The sequence below is a fragment of the Nocardiopsis metallicus genome (assembly GCF_014201115.1).
Classification (GTDB): Bacteria; Actinomycetota; Actinomycetes; order Streptosporangiales; family Streptosporangiaceae; genus Nocardiopsis; species Nocardiopsis metallicus.
Genome location: NZ_JACHDO010000001.1, coordinates 2,971,022 through 2,988,400, shown reverse-complemented (window position 1 = coordinate 2,988,400; position 17,379 = coordinate 2,971,022). Strand labels below are relative to the sequence as shown.

At 66.4% G+C, this 17,379-nt stretch carries 9 protein-coding genes; 2 read left to right on the top strand and 7 right to left on the bottom strand.

Going from position 1 to position 17,379, the window contains the following annotated elements; all coding sequences use genetic code 11:
* Positions 1-51 precede the first annotated feature (51 nt).
* The 5 genes from HNR07_RS12925 to HNR07_RS12905 form a co-directional block, all read right to left on the bottom strand.
* Entirely contained in the window at positions 52-555 is a 504-nt protein-coding gene (locus tag HNR07_RS12925; protein ID WP_184365202.1) for a hypothetical protein, read from the bottom strand.
* Positions 556-634: 79 nt separating this feature from the next.
* Complete coding sequence (locus tag HNR07_RS12920; protein ID WP_184365201.1) at positions 635-3,928, bottom strand: collagen-like domain-containing protein; 3,294 nt, start codon at positions 3,926-3,928, stop codon at positions 635-637.
* A 101-nt stretch (positions 3,929-4,029) separates the two neighbouring features.
* Positions 4,030-6,267 (bottom strand): hypothetical protein, encoded by a 2,238-nt coding sequence (locus tag HNR07_RS12915; RefSeq protein WP_221318797.1) that lies wholly within the window; start codon positions 6,265-6,267, stop codon positions 4,030-4,032.
* 60 nt (positions 6,268-6,327) lie between these two features.
* Positions 6,328-7,224 (bottom strand): hypothetical protein, encoded by an 897-nt coding sequence (locus tag HNR07_RS12910; protein WP_184365200.1) that lies wholly within the window; start codon positions 7,222-7,224, stop codon positions 6,328-6,330.
* Between the two features lie 224 nt (positions 7,225-7,448).
* Positions 7,449-9,674, bottom strand: a complete 2,226-nt coding sequence (locus HNR07_RS12905; protein ID WP_184365199.1) for a DNA topoisomerase — start codon at positions 9,672-9,674, stop codon at positions 7,449-7,451.
* A 765-nt stretch (positions 9,675-10,439) separates the two neighbouring features.
* Between HNR07_RS12905 and HNR07_RS12900 the strand changes: the two genes are divergently transcribed.
* Positions 10,440-10,895, top strand: coding sequence for a hypothetical protein (locus HNR07_RS12900; RefSeq protein ID WP_184365198.1), 456 nt, complete (start codon positions 10,440-10,442; stop codon positions 10,893-10,895).
* On the opposite strand, the gene ltrA is transcribed toward HNR07_RS12900, so the two are convergent.
* Together ltrA and HNR07_RS12885 are read right to left on the bottom strand one after the other, a co-directional pair.
* Entirely contained in the window at positions 10,843-12,312 is a 1,470-nt protein-coding gene (ltrA, locus tag HNR07_RS12895) for a group II intron reverse transcriptase/maturase (RefSeq protein WP_221318691.1), read from the bottom strand. The two genes, HNR07_RS12900 and ltrA, sit on opposite strands and share 53 nt — an antisense overlap.
* Before the next feature lie 1,275 nt (positions 12,313-13,587).
* Positions 13,588-14,406, bottom strand: coding sequence for a hypothetical protein (locus HNR07_RS12885; RefSeq protein ID WP_184365197.1), 819 nt, complete (start codon positions 14,404-14,406; stop codon positions 13,588-13,590).
* 237 nt (positions 14,407-14,643) lie between these two features.
* Here HNR07_RS12885 and HNR07_RS12880 point away from each other — a divergent pair, with 237 nt between their 5' ends.
* Entirely contained in the window at positions 14,644-16,320 is a 1,677-nt protein-coding gene (locus HNR07_RS12880) for a zinc finger domain-containing protein (RefSeq protein WP_184365196.1), read from the top strand.
* Positions 16,321-17,379: the final 1,059 nt, after the last annotated feature.

Genomic DNA, 17,379 nt, shown 5'->3' with positions numbered 1-17,379 from the left:
AGCCGGTCCAACTATCGGGGACCAGTTCAACTCACGGGGCCTCTTCTTTCTTCACACCTCCTCATCTGTCCCCCGCAGCCGCTCGGCCTTGTACTCTTCGATCGTCTCCGGAGGCCGACCGTAGCGCGGTGCCCAGGCGGCGACGAAGTCGATGACCGACCACTCCGCCTGCCTGGCCCACCGCGAGCGGGCGACGAGAAATAGGGCCAGGCCCGCCGTCGCCGCGTTCACCAAGGCCCACGCCACGGACAGGACAAGGAGAAGCGCCGGCACTGCCGTCAACTCGCCGCGCAGGCCGAGCACCGCCAGGCCGAGGAGACCGGCGAGATGGGCGAGGAGTCCGGCCAGACAGCCCTCGAGACATCGATCGAAAACCGACAGCGCCCCCGGCTCGTCCCGTGAGCGCAGTCCGCGCACTGCCCGGCGCAGCAGGGCGACGGTGGCCACGACGGCCACGACCCCCAGGCCTATCTCCCGCAGGCCCGCCAGCCACCACGGCGCCGAGCGCCACCAGCCGCGGGGGAACTCGTTACGTAGTCCCGTCCTCAAGCCCATCGCACCTCCTGACAGCAGGCAGGGAAGGTGGTCTTATCGACCGCATCCCCTGCCGGACGAGACCTCATCCGATCGGCTCCTACGAGCCGTCCGGCCGCTTGACCGGCTTCGGGCGCTCCGCGATCTTGCGGGCCCCGGGCTGTGAACTGGTCCTCTGGCCGGGGCCCGCCTCGACCTTCGAGTCCCTGGTTTTCGGCGAGCCCTGCGCCCCCGAGCCGGACGGGCTCGAGTACCGATGCGAGAACCCGTTGCCTCTGGGAGCGCCGCCGCCGGTGCTCGGCCCGCCGATCACCGTGGGACCGGCGTTCGACGGTGCCTTCGGCGTCGCGGCCGCGGGCACGGTTGATGCAGCGGGGGTCGGACCGGCTGGCAGCGGGATCGCCCCGCCGGGGCTTCTCGGGCTCTGCGGAACCGGCTTCAGGCCCGGGGTCCCTGCCTGGCCCCCGGGTCCGGCCTGCACGTCGAACCGCGTCGGAACCGATGTACCGTCGCTCCTGCTGCCCGAACGGGGCGTCGATCGGGTCTGCTGGTCGCCGGGGTTCGAGCCGGAGAAGTTCGTCTGACCTGCGCCGGGCTCGACGCCCTTCGGCCCGCGGCCTCCAGGACGGTTGGGGACGACCTCGCCCTGGGCGCCCCGACCCTGGCCGCCGGGCACCTGCTGACCCGGGTCCGAGCCCGCGACGTCGCCGGTCGTCACGCCGCCGCCAGGGATCTCGACCTTCTGCTGGTCCTTCGCGTCGAAGCCCAGCCTCGACAGGCCTCCTTGCCGATCAACACCATCGGCCGCAGCCCTGTCCTCCTGCGCCGATCCCGGAGGCGCGCCAGCCAGCTGCAGCGGTCCTCCCCTCCTGCTCTGCCCCGGCTGACCGGCCGAGCCTTGCTCGTTGGACGACTCCTTCGGCGAGGACTTCGGCCCGTTGAAGGTGCCCGGGCCGCCCTGAGGTGATTTCCTGCCCCCGGGGCCCTGCTCCCCGGGACCGGACTGGCCTGACCCGAGAGCTTTGGTATTGCCGCCCTTGAGCTGGGCGTTGCTCGGGATTCCGCCGACGTTGGGCTTGTTCTTGCCCCCTCCGCCGGGGCCGGGCTGGCCGCTGCCGTTGGGCTTCGTCAGCCCGCCGAGCTTGCCGCCGGTGGCCTGGGCGAGCTTGTTGCCCGCCGCCATGCCCGCACCGGCGCCGAGGCCCCCGGCCGCGGCCTGCATGGCCCCGCCCTGTCTCGCCTTCGGAGCGGTGTCGGTCTCCAGGAACTTGTCGACGAGCTTCGTCACGGCCTCGTCCAGGGCCTGGAGCACGGTTTTGCGCACGCGCAGGAGGATGAACGTCACGGCGATGATGAGCAGCGTCGACAGGAAGGTGAGGAGGACCACCGCCACCGGGCCCAGACCGAGGTTGGACAGGAGCCCGTTCTCGGTCACGAGGTTCGTCAGCGGCCCCGAGGCGATCGCCGGCACGCCCATGATCAGTCGTGCGACGAGCTGATAGAGGAAGATCGTGAGGATGACCTCGAGGATCATCGCCACCGAGTAGATGATCACTTTACTGATCGCCGCGATCGCGCCCAAAGTGGCGAACGGGATCGCCGCGATCAGCGAGAAGGTCCGCTTGAGTGCGCCGATGACCATGCCGAAGGCGTACCAGATGCCCAGCAGACAGACGCTGCCCAGTAGCGTGACGGTATTGGCCCAGTACATGAAAGAGGCCGGTCCCGAGCCGACCTGGCTCACCGAGGAGTGGTTCTCGCGCACTAGGCCCGACATCGCGTTCTCCGAGCTGAACGAAGTGAGGCTTTCCGAGGAGAACGAACTGTTGAGGTAGTTGTACATCGATAGGGGCGACATGCTGCACTGCGCCGGGTCGCCGTTGTCGGTCGTGACCATGAAGCCGCAGTCCTTGGCCGAGTCCTCCTGATTCTTCGTCGTGAACGTCCGCACGCCGTCGGAGACCTCCGACTGCAGGCCCTCACCCTGGGTCGAGATCATCGGGGCCTCGGAGGCCTGCGGGTCGTCCTCGTCACCGAATTTCTCGACGTCGCCGTAGCTGGCCGTGTTGGTGAACCAGTCCTCCTTGATGTCCTCATCGGCGTTCTCCGACAGCCAGCTCTTCACACCCGACTCGAAGTTCGAGGCTGGCGTCTCCTGCCCGCTGATGTAGCGGTTGAGGATGTCCAGCGTCGTGGCCACCTGCAGCCACGAGCCCGGCTCTTCCTGGGTCAGGTCGACGTTCGAGGCGCCCGTCCACGCGTCCTTCGCATTGCTGGACACACCTCCGGCGTCCCAGCCAGCGTCGCGGTAGACCGGGTGGGAGGCGATGTTGATCGCCAGCGCCGAGGTCCGCGCCGACATCGTCGACTTCGGGTCGGCCTGCCCCTTGTCCGCGTTCCAGCCGATGGTCGCATCCTCGGGCACGAGAAGCCGGGAGTTCATCGCCCAGGCGTCGAAGTCGACGTAATTGGACAGGACCACCTGGGTGGCACCGGCCGAGGCGTCGACGCCGGATTCGGAGAAGCCGTCGAGGACGGCGGTGTACATCGATCCGAAGACGGGCAGGCCGAAGCCGAGAAAGAGCAAACGCACGACGAACTTCTTGATCGCCGAGCCGCGGTCCATCTTCTTGAACAGCACGAGGCCGATGAGAAGGAAGCCGAGGAAGAGCGGGACGAGGAAGTTCCACGACAGGTCGACGAGCAAGCCGTACCACTCGCCGATGAAGTTGGCCACACCCGACAGGGCCCCAGGAGGTCCGCAGTCCCCGCCCTCACAATTGTTGAGCATCCCGTCGGCCAGGCCCTGCTGGTAGCCCCCGCTCGTCCCTTCGGCCGTGGTCACGTCGGCGACGGCCGTGTAGAACCACGCGAAGGGGTTGAGGAACTTGAGCAGCTCGATGAAGGCGAAGAAGAGTCCCGATATGAGCAGGGACACGCCATAGCAGAACCACACCACCGATCCCGCGAAGCCACCGATGATGTCGCCGATGACTCCGCTCGACATTGAGTCGAAGCCCAGGTCCTTGTTGACCGCCCCGAACTGGCCGTAGGCCAGGAAGGCGTCACCCCCCTTGCCCAGCGTCTCGTGCGTGATCGTCTGCGTTGAACCCGACAGTCCGGCCGAGAGCCAGCGTTTGAACTGTGAGACCGTCGGGTCGCCGTAGCCGAGCAGGGAGCCCGCAGCCCCCGGCTCGGACTCCGCGATGTCCCCCCACGCTCCGCCGAGGCTCTCGCCGGGCTCGTTGGAGTTGGAGAAGTAGCCTGCGCCGTTGGACGCGAGCTGGTACAGGCTGTAGTTGTCCTCGTCTTCGGAAGCGTTGTCGTTGGCCAGAGCCGTGGTGCTCCCCAAGAGCCCGATCAGGAGGGGGGTCACGAGCATGACGAGGAGCACGCCGACGACCCTGCTCCACCTCGGCCGGAGCAGGACGCCGCCGACCCCCCCTCGCACGCGCGTGATCGCCGTGCCCAACCGTTCCATCGCGTCCCCTCGGTTCATTTCTTGGCCAGCTTCGTTCGCTTGCCCCTCTTCGTCGTGCCACGGCGCGGGGCCTTCTTGGCGAGCCCCGCGGCCGGCTTCACCTTTCGATCCTCAGCCGGTCCGTCATTCGAGTCATCGTCCAAATCATCATTTTTCTTGTTGCCCAATGATGTGAGATTCGCGCCCGGAGTAGGTTCGTCGTCGAGGATCTGGGCCATCCGCTCGGCCTCCTCGGCCCGGGCCGCCTCGAGGCGGACCTTGCGCCGCTGGGCCTCCCGGTAGGGGTTGATCCCCAGGGCCAGGTCGAGGTGGAAGACGACGTTGGTCACGCCGCGGCGCAGGTACGACAAGCTCTCGCCGCGAGTCGTGATGAGGTTGGCGAGGTCGCGGGGGATCTGCTGGGCCAGCTGCTTCTGATACTCGAGCACCGTTGAGTCGCGCATCGGCCCGAGCACGGTGTAGTCGGCGGCGTCGAACTTGTTGAACTTCGAGTCCGAGAGCATCTTGTCGACGTCGTTGTAGCTGTAGACGACGCGCCCTCCCCGGTCGAAGAGGTGCTCGAACTGCTCGGTGATGTACGTCTTCACCCGGTCGTCAATGAGGTCGGCTCCATGGATGATCACGGTGTCGCCCACGCCGAGCTCAGCCACGGCGAAGCCGACGATGTTGACCAACTGGGCCATGGCCACGCCGCGCCCGCGCGTCATCAGCCGCGAGAAGTCATAGAGCACCCGGCGGGCGTCGCGGATCCCGTCAATCGCGGCAGCCGTGGTGTTGTTGAACAGGTCGCCGTTGGTCGAGAGCATCGTCTGGCCGATGGTCTGGAGCAGGTTGAGCGCCCGGAGCTGGTCGGGGTCGCTCTTGTCCGAGGCCAGCAAACGCTTGTGCGCCATGTCGAGGTAAGACACGAACAGCTGCAGCTTCGGCACATGCGCGTGGTTAATGCCGACCACACGTAGCTTCTTGCGCATGTGCTGGGCGTTCTCGCGCCACATGCCCTGGTCGATGTAGAAGTCCGTGGCGATTCGCTCGAGATTGCCCCGGATGATCGAGGTCACTGCCCCATCCGAGGACTCGTAGAGCTGCTCGAACATGAGCTTGAGCTTCTCCATGTGCGTGGAGAAGATCGCCAGCTCGTCCTTCTCCTCGCCGAACATCTCGAACATGTTCACGTCGCCGGAGTTGAGGTCGACGCGGGCGGTCAGACGCTCGAACGTCGGCCCGAGCTTGTCCATCTTGGCCCCGTCGAGGACGAGGTGGACGACGCGGCCGTTGTCGAGCATCGTCGACTGAGACAGCTTCGAGCACCACATGTTCGACACCCGCTCGCGGTCGAGGTACTCCGACAGCGTGGGGTCGGCGATGACGACGTGGTGGGCGTAGTTGTTGACACCCATGAGCACGGCCGAGGAATTGACGTCACCGACCATGAACCCGACGTATTCGCCGTCCTTGTCGTTGAGCCCGTTGGTCACCAGCGAGTAGGAGCCAGCGAACTCGGTCGAGGTGTAGTGGAAGCCCTTGCCGCGCTTCTTGTCGTTGTTCTTGAACAGGCTCGATAGCTCCTGGCGCTGCTCGCCGACGTAGGCCGCGGCTTTGAGCGTGCCGAAGCGGTCGATGTAGAGGCGCGTGATGCGCTCAATGGTGTCCTCGAGGGTCTCCAGGTCCGGTGCCTTGAGGAAGAGGCGGTTGTGCACGTGCAGGTAGGCCGCTCCGTCCTGGAGCTCGCCGATGATCGCCTCGCGGTCGGCCGAGGCCTTGGCGGCCTTGCGTTTTGACGAGGTCGTGCCCGAGGCTTCCTGCTCGCTGGTCTCGAGAGAGTCGAGCTTCTCCGACTGCTTGGTGTACTGGTCGACCCACTTGTCGTCCTTACGCACGACCTGCTCGAGCACGACCGCCGTGACCCGCTCGTCGAGCCCCGACGGGATCCTGTCGATGCCCCAGAACGGGGCGAAGGCGTCGTGCGAGGCGTCGTCGTGGAAGTAGCCGAGGACGCAGGCGACCGAGGAGTCGACCTCGAAGTAGTCCGAGCGGAAGAAGAGGCGCTCCTTGGGCTTGAGCGCCATGAGGTGCGGGTAAAAAAAGTAGGATCCGGCCAGTTGCCGCTCTTCCTGCCGTCGGGCCCACCAGCCGAGCAAGCCGCGCCGAGTGGCGGTCGTCATCTGGGGCTCGGGCCCCTCAACCGGTCCGCTCTGCTCGGTCTCGGGCTTGGTACCGTTCGGGATACCCAGGTGCTTCCTGTTCTTCATCATCAGCGCCATGGTTCGTCCGCATCCTTACTTCGTCGTCTCGTTGGGGAGGAGGAAGCTCGCTCAGGTCACGGTGGGGTTGAGCTGATCATCGATGCCGGAGTAGAAGACCCGCAGCATCGGCTGGGTCTCTTCGCGATCGAGCATCGTGGCCTCCTTGATCATCAGATCGCTGTTCTCTACCTCGGCCCGAAGGATCGTGTGCCCGCGACGCAACGCATCCTCGCTCTTGCCCTTGAGCAGCAGGTACTGGTGAATTGATGCGAACTTGCCACCGACGTGCTGGGTGAGGATGTCGTACTGCTCGTTCTGCAGCTCGATGAGATCGGGGTCCCGGACCTCCAAGGCCCGGTTGCGTCGCTCGAGATTCGCCACCTGGTGGTAGATCCGCTGCGGTTCCTTCGTCGTGATGAAGACGTGCTCGCAGGTCGTCTCGACCTTCTTCCAGAAGTCGTCGTTGCGCTTGAGGATCCCGACACGGTCCTCGTCGAAGAGCAGGTAGCTCGCTGACCCGACGACGAGGTAGACCTGTCCCTGCCCACCGTCGGAGTAGTAGATCCGGCCGTCCTTGTCGATCGATTCGATGCCGACAATCGAGTAGAAGCCCGATGGGTTCGAGTCCCGCCTGGTGAAGACCCGGCGCGCCGACTTCGGCAGGTAGGCCAGCAGCGGCGGCACGGTTGTGATCCGCAGCTCCTCGGTCTTGGTCAGCTGACCCATGTAGAGGACGAAGACAACCGACCACAAGACGAAGAGCGCGATGAACTTCGCGCCGGAGTCGGCGATGAAGGTCGAGGTCGCGCACCAGGCGACGACGATACTCCCGCCTAGGAAGAAGCCGATCTGTTTGATCGGCATCGGCCGCATCTGCCAGCTGTTGCCGCCGAGACCGATCTCATGGTCCGGCAAGCCCTTGGCCAGGCTGACCGGGACCTTGTACGCACTCTTGACTTCAGGCATGCCGCGCACCCACTCCCGCCGTCGGCTCAGTGATCGTTCGCATCCGCCCGCTCACCTCTCCATCATCTATTACTCGATTATTCTAATGACTTCATAGATGAATGATCTATAGGGTAACCGTATCGTATTGATTGGTGATTCATGGCTATTCGCGGACCATTGAAACGAGTTTGGCCGCCTGGACGAGTCGTCCGGGCGGCCAGCAGCCTCGAGCGGTCACTAGATCAGACGCGCGCCTTCGCCCGCGGCTTGGACTTCTTGTCGTCGAAGTGGGGGACGATCCGCTTGGCCTTCGCGTCCCAGCTCACCTTCGCGGGAAAGGTCTTGCCGTTCTTGGAGACGAAGCCGTCGAGCTCGAGGATCTCACCGGCCTCCAAGGCCTGCTTCTCGTCCTCGGAGAACGAACGTTTGCACCAAGCCTCGGGGCGGTCGGGGACCTCGAGCTGGAAGCCTACGTAGCGTCGACCCTTGAACTCGCTGACCCCGAGCCTGCCCTTGGCCGAGAAGGACTTGCCAGCCTTGGACGTCGCCTCGAAGGCGATCTCCTCACCGGCCAGCAGGCGGCCGATCTCGTCATCGGTGAACTCGTGGCCGGCCCAGACCTTCTTGAACGAGACCTTCTTCGCCCCATCGGGCGCGGCGGCCCACACGCCCTCGGCGCGGGCGGACACCTCGGTCTTGGCCAGGCCGAGCGTCGCACGCATGGCGTCAGCGTTCCTCGTCATCACCTCGATGTCCTCGCGGACCCAGTCGGCGACCCGGGTCAGCAGTTGGTCGGGATCAGCGCTGCCCTCGGCGACGGCGCGCATGTCGGCGTAGATCTGCTCGGTCAGCGACAGGTCGCCGATGCGGGTGCCAGGCAACAGCAGCCAGCTCATCTCGCCAGCCGAGGCCAGGGTGAGCTTCTTGCCTTTCTCGACGAGCAGCGGGTTCTTCGCCTTGGCGTTGGTGACCTCGGAGTAGGTGCTCGTCCGCGTTGCGCCGGTGCCGACGTCCCTCTTCTCAAGCTGCTTCATCAGCCACTTCATGCTCGGGTGCTCCGGGCGCTTGTTCGCGCCCTCGTGCACGTACGGCTCGGCGCCGGTGCCCAGGCCATGAGCGGACTCGTTCTCGTCGCTGGCCGTATCCTCGTCCCCGGCGTCGGGGTCGAAGACCAACTTCCAGCCCATCTTCTTCGGCACGTTGGCGAGGCCTTTGAAGTCGGGGTACTTCTCGACGTGGCCCTTGTGCTGTTCGTACTCGTAGTCAGCGGCAAGCATGGCCAGATAGTTCTTCGCCAGCGTCTGATAGATGATGCGGCCGGCGGTCCCGAAACGCTGCTCGACGTCATCGAGGGAGGAGGGCACGTTCGGGCCGGGGCGGTTCGCGCCGTGCGCGCCGACCGGCTTGACGTGGGTTTTCCTCGGCTCGCGGTGGGTTAGGTGCTTGGTATCCACGCCCGCCACCGCGGCGATCCGGTCGGCCAACGGCGCGAGCTCGGCGTGCTGCTGCGGGGTGATCGTCTTGTCCTCGGTGCGCGGGTAGGACACGACCTGCTGCTCGTACATCGCCTGGTAGGTCTTGAGCGTGAGCTGGGCCTTCACACCCTTGTTCACGAGCATCGACGACAGCGCCGCGAGGTCGAGCAGCTTCGGGGGAGCCGTCCGTCTCATCTCCACGCTGTCCCTGACCACCGGCGATGCGGTGTACTCCTGCGGCACTTGGTTGGCCCTGTCGAAGCGCGGCTCGTCCGGGTTGGTGTAGACAACGGCGTTCTCGTCGCGGAAGCGGTTCTGGAAGAACGGCTGCTTCACGTAGTCGTTGTAGGCCTTGAGCTGGTCACCGACGAGCTTGACCATCGCCGACTTCAGCCGCCCCTGGCGCAGAACCGTGTCCTGGCCGGACTGGCGGGCCATGATCGTCGCCGCCCGCGACCACTGCATCGAGGCGAAGTCGAACATTGAGCGGAAGCGGGCCTTCTTGAACGCCGGGTGCTCGTGCACCGACTGCACCGGCCGGCGGTCCTTGAACGCCTGCTGCAGGGACTTCTCCGACTCGTCGGTGAAGTGCAGCCGCGAGATCTTCTTGTCGGTCAGCCCTAGCTCGACGAGCGCGTTGATGGCGATGGCGTCGCCCTCGCCCGACTCGTCCCAGTCCGTGGCGATGGCGATCTCCTCGCAGCCCGACAGGGCCTGCTTGACGTTGTTGCGGACCTGGGCGGTGTCCTTGATCGGTTCGTTGGCCCAGGAAAAGTCGCGGAGATCCCAAGGGAGGTTGGTCAGGTCCCAGTTCTTGTACTTGCCGGCCAGCGACGGGTCGACCATCTTGTCCGGGGCGGCGAACTCGTAGAGGTGCCCCCTGGCGTGGGCGATGACGTACTGCTCGCCATCGAAAGTGCCCTTCGTCCCGCCCCACGCCTTGCTCCCGTTGCGCGCCGCAGACGGCTTCTCCATCAAGATCCCGACAGTCATGCTGCCTCCTGTCGAATAGATGACTAGCTCACCAGTTCGAGTCTATCTGATGGATGACTAAGAGTAGTGATTAAAAGACGAATCAATACATGGGTGAAAGTGAAGAAGAGTCCAGGGGGTGGGCCCGGGACTCTTCTTCACTGCCGCCGCGTCCGGCGCGGTTTGGTGCCCGTTGACGGCGATGACGCTGGTAGTGGACTGCCGGGCCGTCGTGGACGAGTGCTCGCCAAGCCAGTGCAGGACCACGGTGCCGTTGCTGAACTCGCAGCCAGTAGTGACCCCGGCCCGTGCCGAAAATCCCGGATGGATCCGCGTGCCAAAGACGCACGAAACACCTCATCGGAACAGCACTGCTCCTGCGACGAAGCTGGCACCGGCGGCGAGATTAGTCGTCGGTATCATGCTCCCGCCCTCAGCCGCCCATCGTCCTCGCCCGGTGGCCAGCTGGGGAAGGCTATGCGTCTCAATTTGGCGATCCTGCTGCGCTGTCATCGGAGCTGGTCGCCCTCGGGCATCGTTTCGATGGTCTCGAGTAGCGCGTTCCACAACGGGTGGGTCGTGTCACCCGCGAGGCCTTCATGCATACGGTCGAACAGCCATCCTGCTGCCCTCTCGGGAGGGTTCGCGCCCTCGCCAGTCCTCGTCTCGCCTCTGTCGACCGCCGTCGGGCGGCAGGGCCCGTTCGGGTTCGGTCAGGTACTTGAGTCCGTTCCCATTTGGAAGGGCGAGTGATAGGTATTTCAAATGGGAACGTACAGAGGCGCAATGATTGACCCCATGTCGACGGGGGTTCCCGAATCAGCTGTGGTCGTAGGCATGGCCATCGTGGGGATCGCATTCGGCGTGTGGTTCGTCCATGCCAAGAACCCGATCATCGAGGTGCTCGCCGGGGTCTGCGCTGCGGTCATGGTGATGGTGGCCGCGTACCGCACGGTGACCGGGGTCTGGCCGCCTGCGGAGACCGCAGATGCCACGGTGGGTGTGAGCCTGCTGGTCATGGTGATCTGGGTGGCGCTGGACCGGCTTCGGAAACGAAACAAGGCAACTGCGGATGCTGACAGTAGGGTCGGACCGTGGCGCCTTACCGTGATCACTCACGACAGGTTTCCACGGCCCGCCCTCCGAACCCGCCGTGCGCCTTTCAACGCAACGGGCTCTCCACGGTTCCTCAACAGGTTGCAGGTCGTGTGGTCCACGGGGTGGGAATCGAATACCCCCTGAACCGATACCGGGACACCGTGACGTTGGATGCGCCACGGAAAACAGATCCCTGATAGGCGAGCCGCCACCCACGATCGGTGAACCGCCGCCTCAACTCACGCAGACCAATATTGGAGTGCTTGCGGCGGATCCAAGAAGACAACCTCCACCAGGAAAAGGAATCCACAGTGGAGAACATCTTCTTGGACACACCATGACGGAAGTAGTTCGCCCACCCCCGAACCATCGTGTCCACCTCCGCGATCTTGCGTTCGGTGGCCGTGTTCCGGGTGGGTCTGTTCGTTGCCCGCCGCACCCCGTCCTTGATCGCCTGAACGGATTTCTTAGACGGGATGGTGTAGACGTACCGACGTCGGGTCCCTCTCTTCACCCTGCGGCGAATATGAAACCCGAGGAAATCGAACCCCTGGTCGATATGGACAACCCCGGTTTTCTCCTCGGCCAAGCGCAGCCCTAACGGGGTCAGTACCTGGCTCACCTCTTCTTTCAAGACCTCGGCCCGGTCACGGCTCCCTTGCACCATGATGACGAAGTCATCAGCGTAACGAACCAGTTTCCAGTTACCGATTCCCTTCTGGCGACGAACACGTCTACGGTATGCACTGGTTTCCCATTGCGCTGCGATGTATTCGTCCAGTGCTGACAACGCGATGTTGGCCAGCAACGGTGACAGGATTCCGCCTTGCGGCGTCCCGGTGATGGTCTCCTCTCGATTCCCGGACTGTGTCATCACGCCGGATTTCAAGAACGATTTCACCAGCGCGTTGGTCCGCTTGTCCTTGACCCGTCCTCTCACCCTATCCATCAAAGAGGTGTGATCGATCTCGTCGAAGCACGCTTTGATGTCGGCTTCCAGAACCCAGTGGTGGTTCTTCACCGGTGAGGCGAGGCTGTGGATCTCGGCGATCGCGTCCTGAGCGCGCCGGTTGGGCCGAAAACCATAGGAGCAGGGAAGGAAGTCCGCCTCGAAGACCGGTTCCAGCACCGCTTTCAGTGATGCCTGAACCACTCTGTCGATCACGGTGGGGATCCCCAGCTTGCGCAGCTTCCCGCCCGCTTTGGGGATCGCCACCCGACGTACTTCACTGGGTCGGAATTCCCCGCTTTTGAGCAGGTCGCGCACCTGTTGGAGGAACGCATCCCTTCCGATACGGGATCGGACCATGTGCACGGTGACCCCGTCGACTCCTGCTGTCCTGGCACCTTTGTTCCGGGCGGTGCGTTCGAACGCATCGACCAGGAACGCCGGATCATAGACCAGGTTGAATACGTCATCGAACCTGCGTGAAGAATCCTCCTTCGCCCATTGATGGAGTTTGGTCTGCATCTTCCGTACCCGAAAGTAGGCGGTATCGGAATCCGGCCATACGATCGAAGCTCCGGTGTTCACCGGTGCGTCTTCGGATCTTGCATTCACCTGTGTTCTCCTTGGAATCGCTGCCGCCCTTCGCCATGTGACCGGCTTTCCCGGTCTCGGACTACTACGGCGTCTCCGCCCCACTGGCCTTCTTCGGTGAGCATCGCACCTATCCTTTCCTTTCTCGATGGCATCGAGAAGGGAAGGGAGTGAGGACCGGTGGTTCCCACGTTCGCTGTTCTCCGATCGACGGGCGAGGTACCCGGCTTTACCCCCGCAGTATCGCCCTGGTTACGCCGTAGACCTTCACCAGGGCCTCCCTGCCAGATCTCACATACCGGCTCGGGAGTTTTCCACCACGAGAGAGAACTATGGTCCTCTCCGTTGGTGGATGCGCACTGCTTTCCAGCCCGGATCCACCGGGTTAGAGCTGGCGAAAAATTAGGGGGTTTTATGGCACCGGTTCCTTTCGTATACCGTCCCATCTCGCTAACCGCGGCATGACCCATCCGGTAGTACTGGGCCATCCAGGCATTGTCAGGGCTGCTTCCCGTCCTTGGCGGCGATCTCCGCTTCAGACTGCCCCTTGCTTCACCTTCTCGCTACGACGAGAAGGCGGCGGAGTTGCTTTCACCTCCACTCGGATATGTGTTTGAACAGCGCCTCGTGGCGCACGTGAGCCGTTTTCATCTTGAAGGTGCAGTTCACAGCCCCTTACTGGTCTCTCCAGGCCTCTTCTGAACAGCAAGAAGCCCCTGGTAGAGGAGCTAACGACCAAGAAAACCAGCACCAGAGGCTTCTTGCTGTCCTACCCTGCCACGCTGGCGTTGTCACGCCGCACCCTCAACCTCGCCACCCGCACCATCCGTGCCCACCGCAAGCAGACCCACTCCCGGTGGTGACGCCTGACCCCGGCGCAACAAGCCCTGCTCGTGCTGGTCCATCTGTACAAAGGCGAACCGTTCATCCACCTCGCAGCCGGATTCGGCCCGGTGCTGGGCACGACCCCAGCTTGGGCCCTACCGGTCGGCGACCGTGTCACCGTGCTGACCCACGGCAGCGCCGGGTGGGCGTCGCTGCACCGCCCGGTCACCGAGCCCTTCCCCAGGTGTCCTCGACCGCTATCACCCTCCCCCGACGTGGTCGGCGAACACGCTGACGGGTTGGTGGTGCTACCCGGGTTGGACTTCGACGTGGGGAGGGCAGTGACGTAGGTACGCCCTAGCTGTATTGACCTGACAAGACACCGGCGCCGAGGTGGCGTTGACCGTGTACGAGCACGGCGCCCCCGGACAACACCAGATCGCCCGCACTCTGCTGCGCTGGGCCGGGGGTTCACCGGGCTGAGTTCGGTTCCACCACGGCTTGGGCCACCGCGTTCGGCGGGGGAGCGGATCCGTCGCGGATGTCGCTCACCTCGAGCATCAGGTCGCCCTGGTCCCAGACCAGCACGGCCAGGCCCCGGTTGCGGTGGGCTCGATGTGGCCGGTGCGCCCACTGGGGTGTGGTCTCCACCAGCAGATGCGCCAGCTCCGCTGCTGTGCCGGGCCACCACTGCCGGATGCTCCCGCCCAGGTCGCGCAGGTAACGGGCACCGTCAACCGTGAACCCGCCCAGTAGCCCGTGCTGCCCCTCGTCGCCCTGATGTAGGCGGGCGTGGCACCAGGTGTAGGCCCGCCAGGGCTGTGGCACGCCCACCGTGGTGGCCAGGCCCTGCTCCCAGGCTGCGCTCTGGGCGTGGGCCAGCTCGGCCAGGGCGGCGGTGGCCTGCGGGGTGAACCCGTCCACGAGCCGCTGTAGGGGCTGGTCGGCGTGCGGGTTGATCGGCCCGGCCCAGAAGGTGCCGGTGCGGATCGTGTCCGCCAGGGGAGCGAGCACCCCCGTCAGCCACGCCTCCACAGCATCGGCGGGAGCGGGCGGCAGGGCCAGCGCGAAGTCCCGGGAGAGCGGTTTTCCCGGGCGCGGCGGGGGGACTGGGGCGAGCCCGTGGGCGTGGTGACCGGTCAGGTTCTCAGGAAAGGCGAGCTGGGCGCTGATGCGCTCACGGGCCAGGTCCACACGGACGAGGTGCCCCAGCGTCGGGGGCTCATGTAGCGGGGTCGGGGAGTCGGCGAAGGCGTACCGGACCAGGGCGGTGTCGACGGTGAAGGGCATCGTGGTCTCCATTCGAGGGCGCGGCAAGGCTCTGCCCGGGTGCGGGCTGAGCAGGCGGACCCCTCGAAGGGCCGATGATGAGCGCCAGCGTTGGCGCTGGAGCGGTGCGACAACGCAGTCGGTGCCGCAGGCCTTGAGCTTATCCCCGGCCGGGGACAGAACGGCCGACCAACGCCTGGACCGCCGTCCTCCCAGTGCCTGCGAACTCGAGCGCGGGGCGGTCCTAGGGTGGGTTCCATGGTCTACCCCCTGGCGATCTCCTGCCCCGTGTGCGGCGCAGGTGTGCAACACCTGTGCCTGACCCCCTCCCACGCGGTGCGCCGCATCGCGCACCCGCGCCGGACGCTGGCCGCGGCCGCCGTCGACATCATCACGGCCCTGGCCCCCAGAATCCCGGCCGTTGAGCGGTGGCCGCTGGCCCAACACCTGGTCACCGCCCCCGACCACACCACCACCCCGGTCGAGCCTTCCACCGGCGCGCACCTGGACCTGGAGGCGGCCCGCGCCGAGCTGGAGACCACCGCACAGATGCTGGAGCAGCTGCGCGCCCGCGCGGCCGCGGACCCCGGGGGTGTGAGCGTGCCTGGTCTGGTGGAGCAGGTGGAACAGGCCCGCAGCAGGGCCCAGCACCTGGTCGCGGTCCTCACCGAGGCCTGCCGGGAACAGTGTGTGCGCGAGCTGGTGGGGGCGGGGGCCTCGGCGGCCGAGATCGACCGCGCGCTGCGGGTGCTGCGCGCCGAGCGGGTGGACGCCGCAGTACAGGCCACCACACCGCCGATGCCGGCCGCGGCTGGGGCACCGGTGTGGCGCCTGGACTACCGCACCGATGGCCTGTTCTGGCTACGCCCCCCGGAGGGCGAGGGGCGCGCGGGGGTGGTCCGGGCCCGAGGGCAGGCCCCCACCCTGGCGGCCGCGGTGCGCTCGGCGGCCCTGTTCGCCGGGCCAGGCAACCGGGTGGTGCCGGACCGGCCCGCCGCCGCACGGCCAGTGGCCGAGGCCGCCGAAAAGGAGCCCCTCATCGACCCCGCCCTGGTCGAAAACCTGCTTGATGAGTCCGAGCCCGCCTACACAAAGTTCCTGGCCGCCTGCGACCGCCTGCGCGCCCGCGTGGCCGGCGTCCAGGACCTGGGGGCCTGGTGGGGCGAGCAGGCCGCGGCGCTCCAGGCCTCGCATCCCCAGTGCCGCCTGCCCCTGAGGCTCTCCTCCGAGTTGCCGCCGGGATACCACGATCACGCCGAGACCAGGGTGGAGGCCACCGCGTGGGTGCCCTCCCGCCTGATCGTCGGCACGCACTACCCCGTTTGGGGGCGCCTTGGCGCCCGTCCCGAAGTGCCCGAGCGGGTGCTGAAGGACCTGGCCACGCGGGAGGACCTGGGAGCCTTCACCAAGCGGTTGTTCGCCGAGCCGATGCAGCTGGAGCGCGTCACCGGCTGGGCCGGACCCCTCTACCAGGTCAGCGAGGGCAACCACCGCACCCACCTGTTGCGCGCGGCCGGGGTGCCGTGGGTGGCCGCGCACCTGGCCCAGAGTGCCCCGTCGCCGGTCGTGGACCTGTACCTGTTGGTCAAGGACGACGAGGACCAGCCGGGGCGCGGGGAGGAGGGCCGCTACCCGGCCGAGCGGGCCCGCCACCGCCGGGCCCTGATCGAGGGGCTCATCGCCCGCGGCGTCATCGACGCCCACTGGGACCAGGACCGCCCCGACCTGTTGTGGTGCCGCCGCCTGCCCGCCCCATGGCTGCTGCGCTCGGCCCAGCACGCCAGTGCCGTCAACGCCGCCTACGAGGCCGCCTACCCCGGGGCGCTGGCCCAGCTCGGCATCCCCGAAGGCGTGGGCACCGACCCGGGAGCGTGGCGGACCTGGCTCACCCACCACGAACAGGACCAGCGAACTACTGTTGCGCCCACCGCCTGAGGTCCTGCTGCCGTCGGCGCTCCAGGCCGCCACCAGCTCAGGATGCTCTCGGTCGAACTCGGCCAGGGCCTGGACGGCGTCGGTGACCGCCTGCTCGTGGCGGCCAGATGCGCCCCGGGGTGAGAGATAGGGGTCCAGCTCTCCGGCGTCGTGGGCGCACTCGACGGCCGCCGCTGCGGTATCGCGTGCGGCGCTGACCGCGTCCACCAGCCGGGCCCGGGCCCGCACCGGGTCCGGGGGCAGGCTGGAGCGCACCGCACGCAGCACGGACTCGATCTGCCCGGCCTCAACCGCGCTGAACGCAGCCCTGCCCAGCGAAGCCGTCGCCCCCGCAGGCAGGTTCTTGGGGTGGGAGAGCCCATAGAAGCTTCCCAACTTGTCTCCGTCCAGGTAGGCGACGAGGAACGCCTCATCCTGGCGGCTCAGGTCGCTGTGGCGGACGGTGTGGACGACGTCCACCCGCACGGTGCGCCCGTCCCCGGCGCGTTTGGTCAACGCGGTTCGGACGTGCTGTTCTTCTGCTGGTGCCATGGGCGTTCCCTTTCGGCCGAGGAGTCCGTTGCCGGGCGGCGGGCACACCGGCCCGCCGCCCCTGGTGCGCAGGGTGCGTTGCAATCCTCGGCCCCGGAGGCGGGGCCGCCACGACACCTCCCGGAAGGGGCCCGGGGTGTCCTTCACCGGCGCCGATGCGCCGGTGGTGCTGCTCTGTTCCCGCAGGCACGCCACACGGGGAGGCCAGGGGGCTGGCCGTTGCCCGCGAGTCTAGCCCGCCAGCCCTGCGGGCGAGGGAAGTTTCGTCGGCGGGTTCTTCCCGCCGGGCGGTCGTCATCAGCACCGTTCTGTGGCCATCGACTGCGGTGGCCGCTGACGAGTTGGCCGTGTCGGTGGGCGCGTGCTGCGCGGTGCACCACCCCAGCATGTCCACCGCCGTGGTCATCACCCGCGCCGAGAAACACCGCACCCACCTGTGAGCGGCTACCAGCCGCCGTAGGCCAGGTCGCAGCCCGACACACGCCTGCGACCTGGCCTCAGCCGGTATCGGCGTTCTCGCTCAGGCGA

Bases quoted from the DNA above. Each gene is read 5' to 3' on its own strand.
- HNR07_RS12925 (WP_184365202.1), bottom strand. From the start codon at position 555: ATGGGCTTGAGGACGGGACTACGTAACGAGTTCCCCCGCGGCTGGTGG.
- HNR07_RS12915 (WP_221318797.1), bottom strand. From the start codon at position 6,267: ATGATGAAGAACAGGAAGCACCTGGGTATCCCGAACGGTACCAAGCCC.
- HNR07_RS12910 (WP_184365200.1), bottom strand. From the start codon at position 7,224: ATGCCTGAAGTCAAGAGTGCGTACAAGGTCCCGGTCAGCCTGGCCAAG.
- HNR07_RS12905 (WP_184365199.1), bottom strand. From the start codon at position 9,674: ATGACTGTCGGGATCTTGATGGAGAAGCCGTCTGCGGCGCGCAACGGG.
- HNR07_RS12900 (WP_184365198.1), top strand. From the start codon at position 10,440: ATGATTGACCCCATGTCGACGGGGGTTCCCGAATCAGCTGTGGTCGTA.
- HNR07_RS12885 (WP_184365197.1), bottom strand. From the start codon at position 14,406: ATGCCCTTCACCGTCGACACCGCCCTGGTCCGGTACGCCTTCGCCGAC.
- HNR07_RS12880 (WP_184365196.1), top strand. From the start codon at position 14,644: ATGGTCTACCCCCTGGCGATCTCCTGCCCCGTGTGCGGCGCAGGTGTG.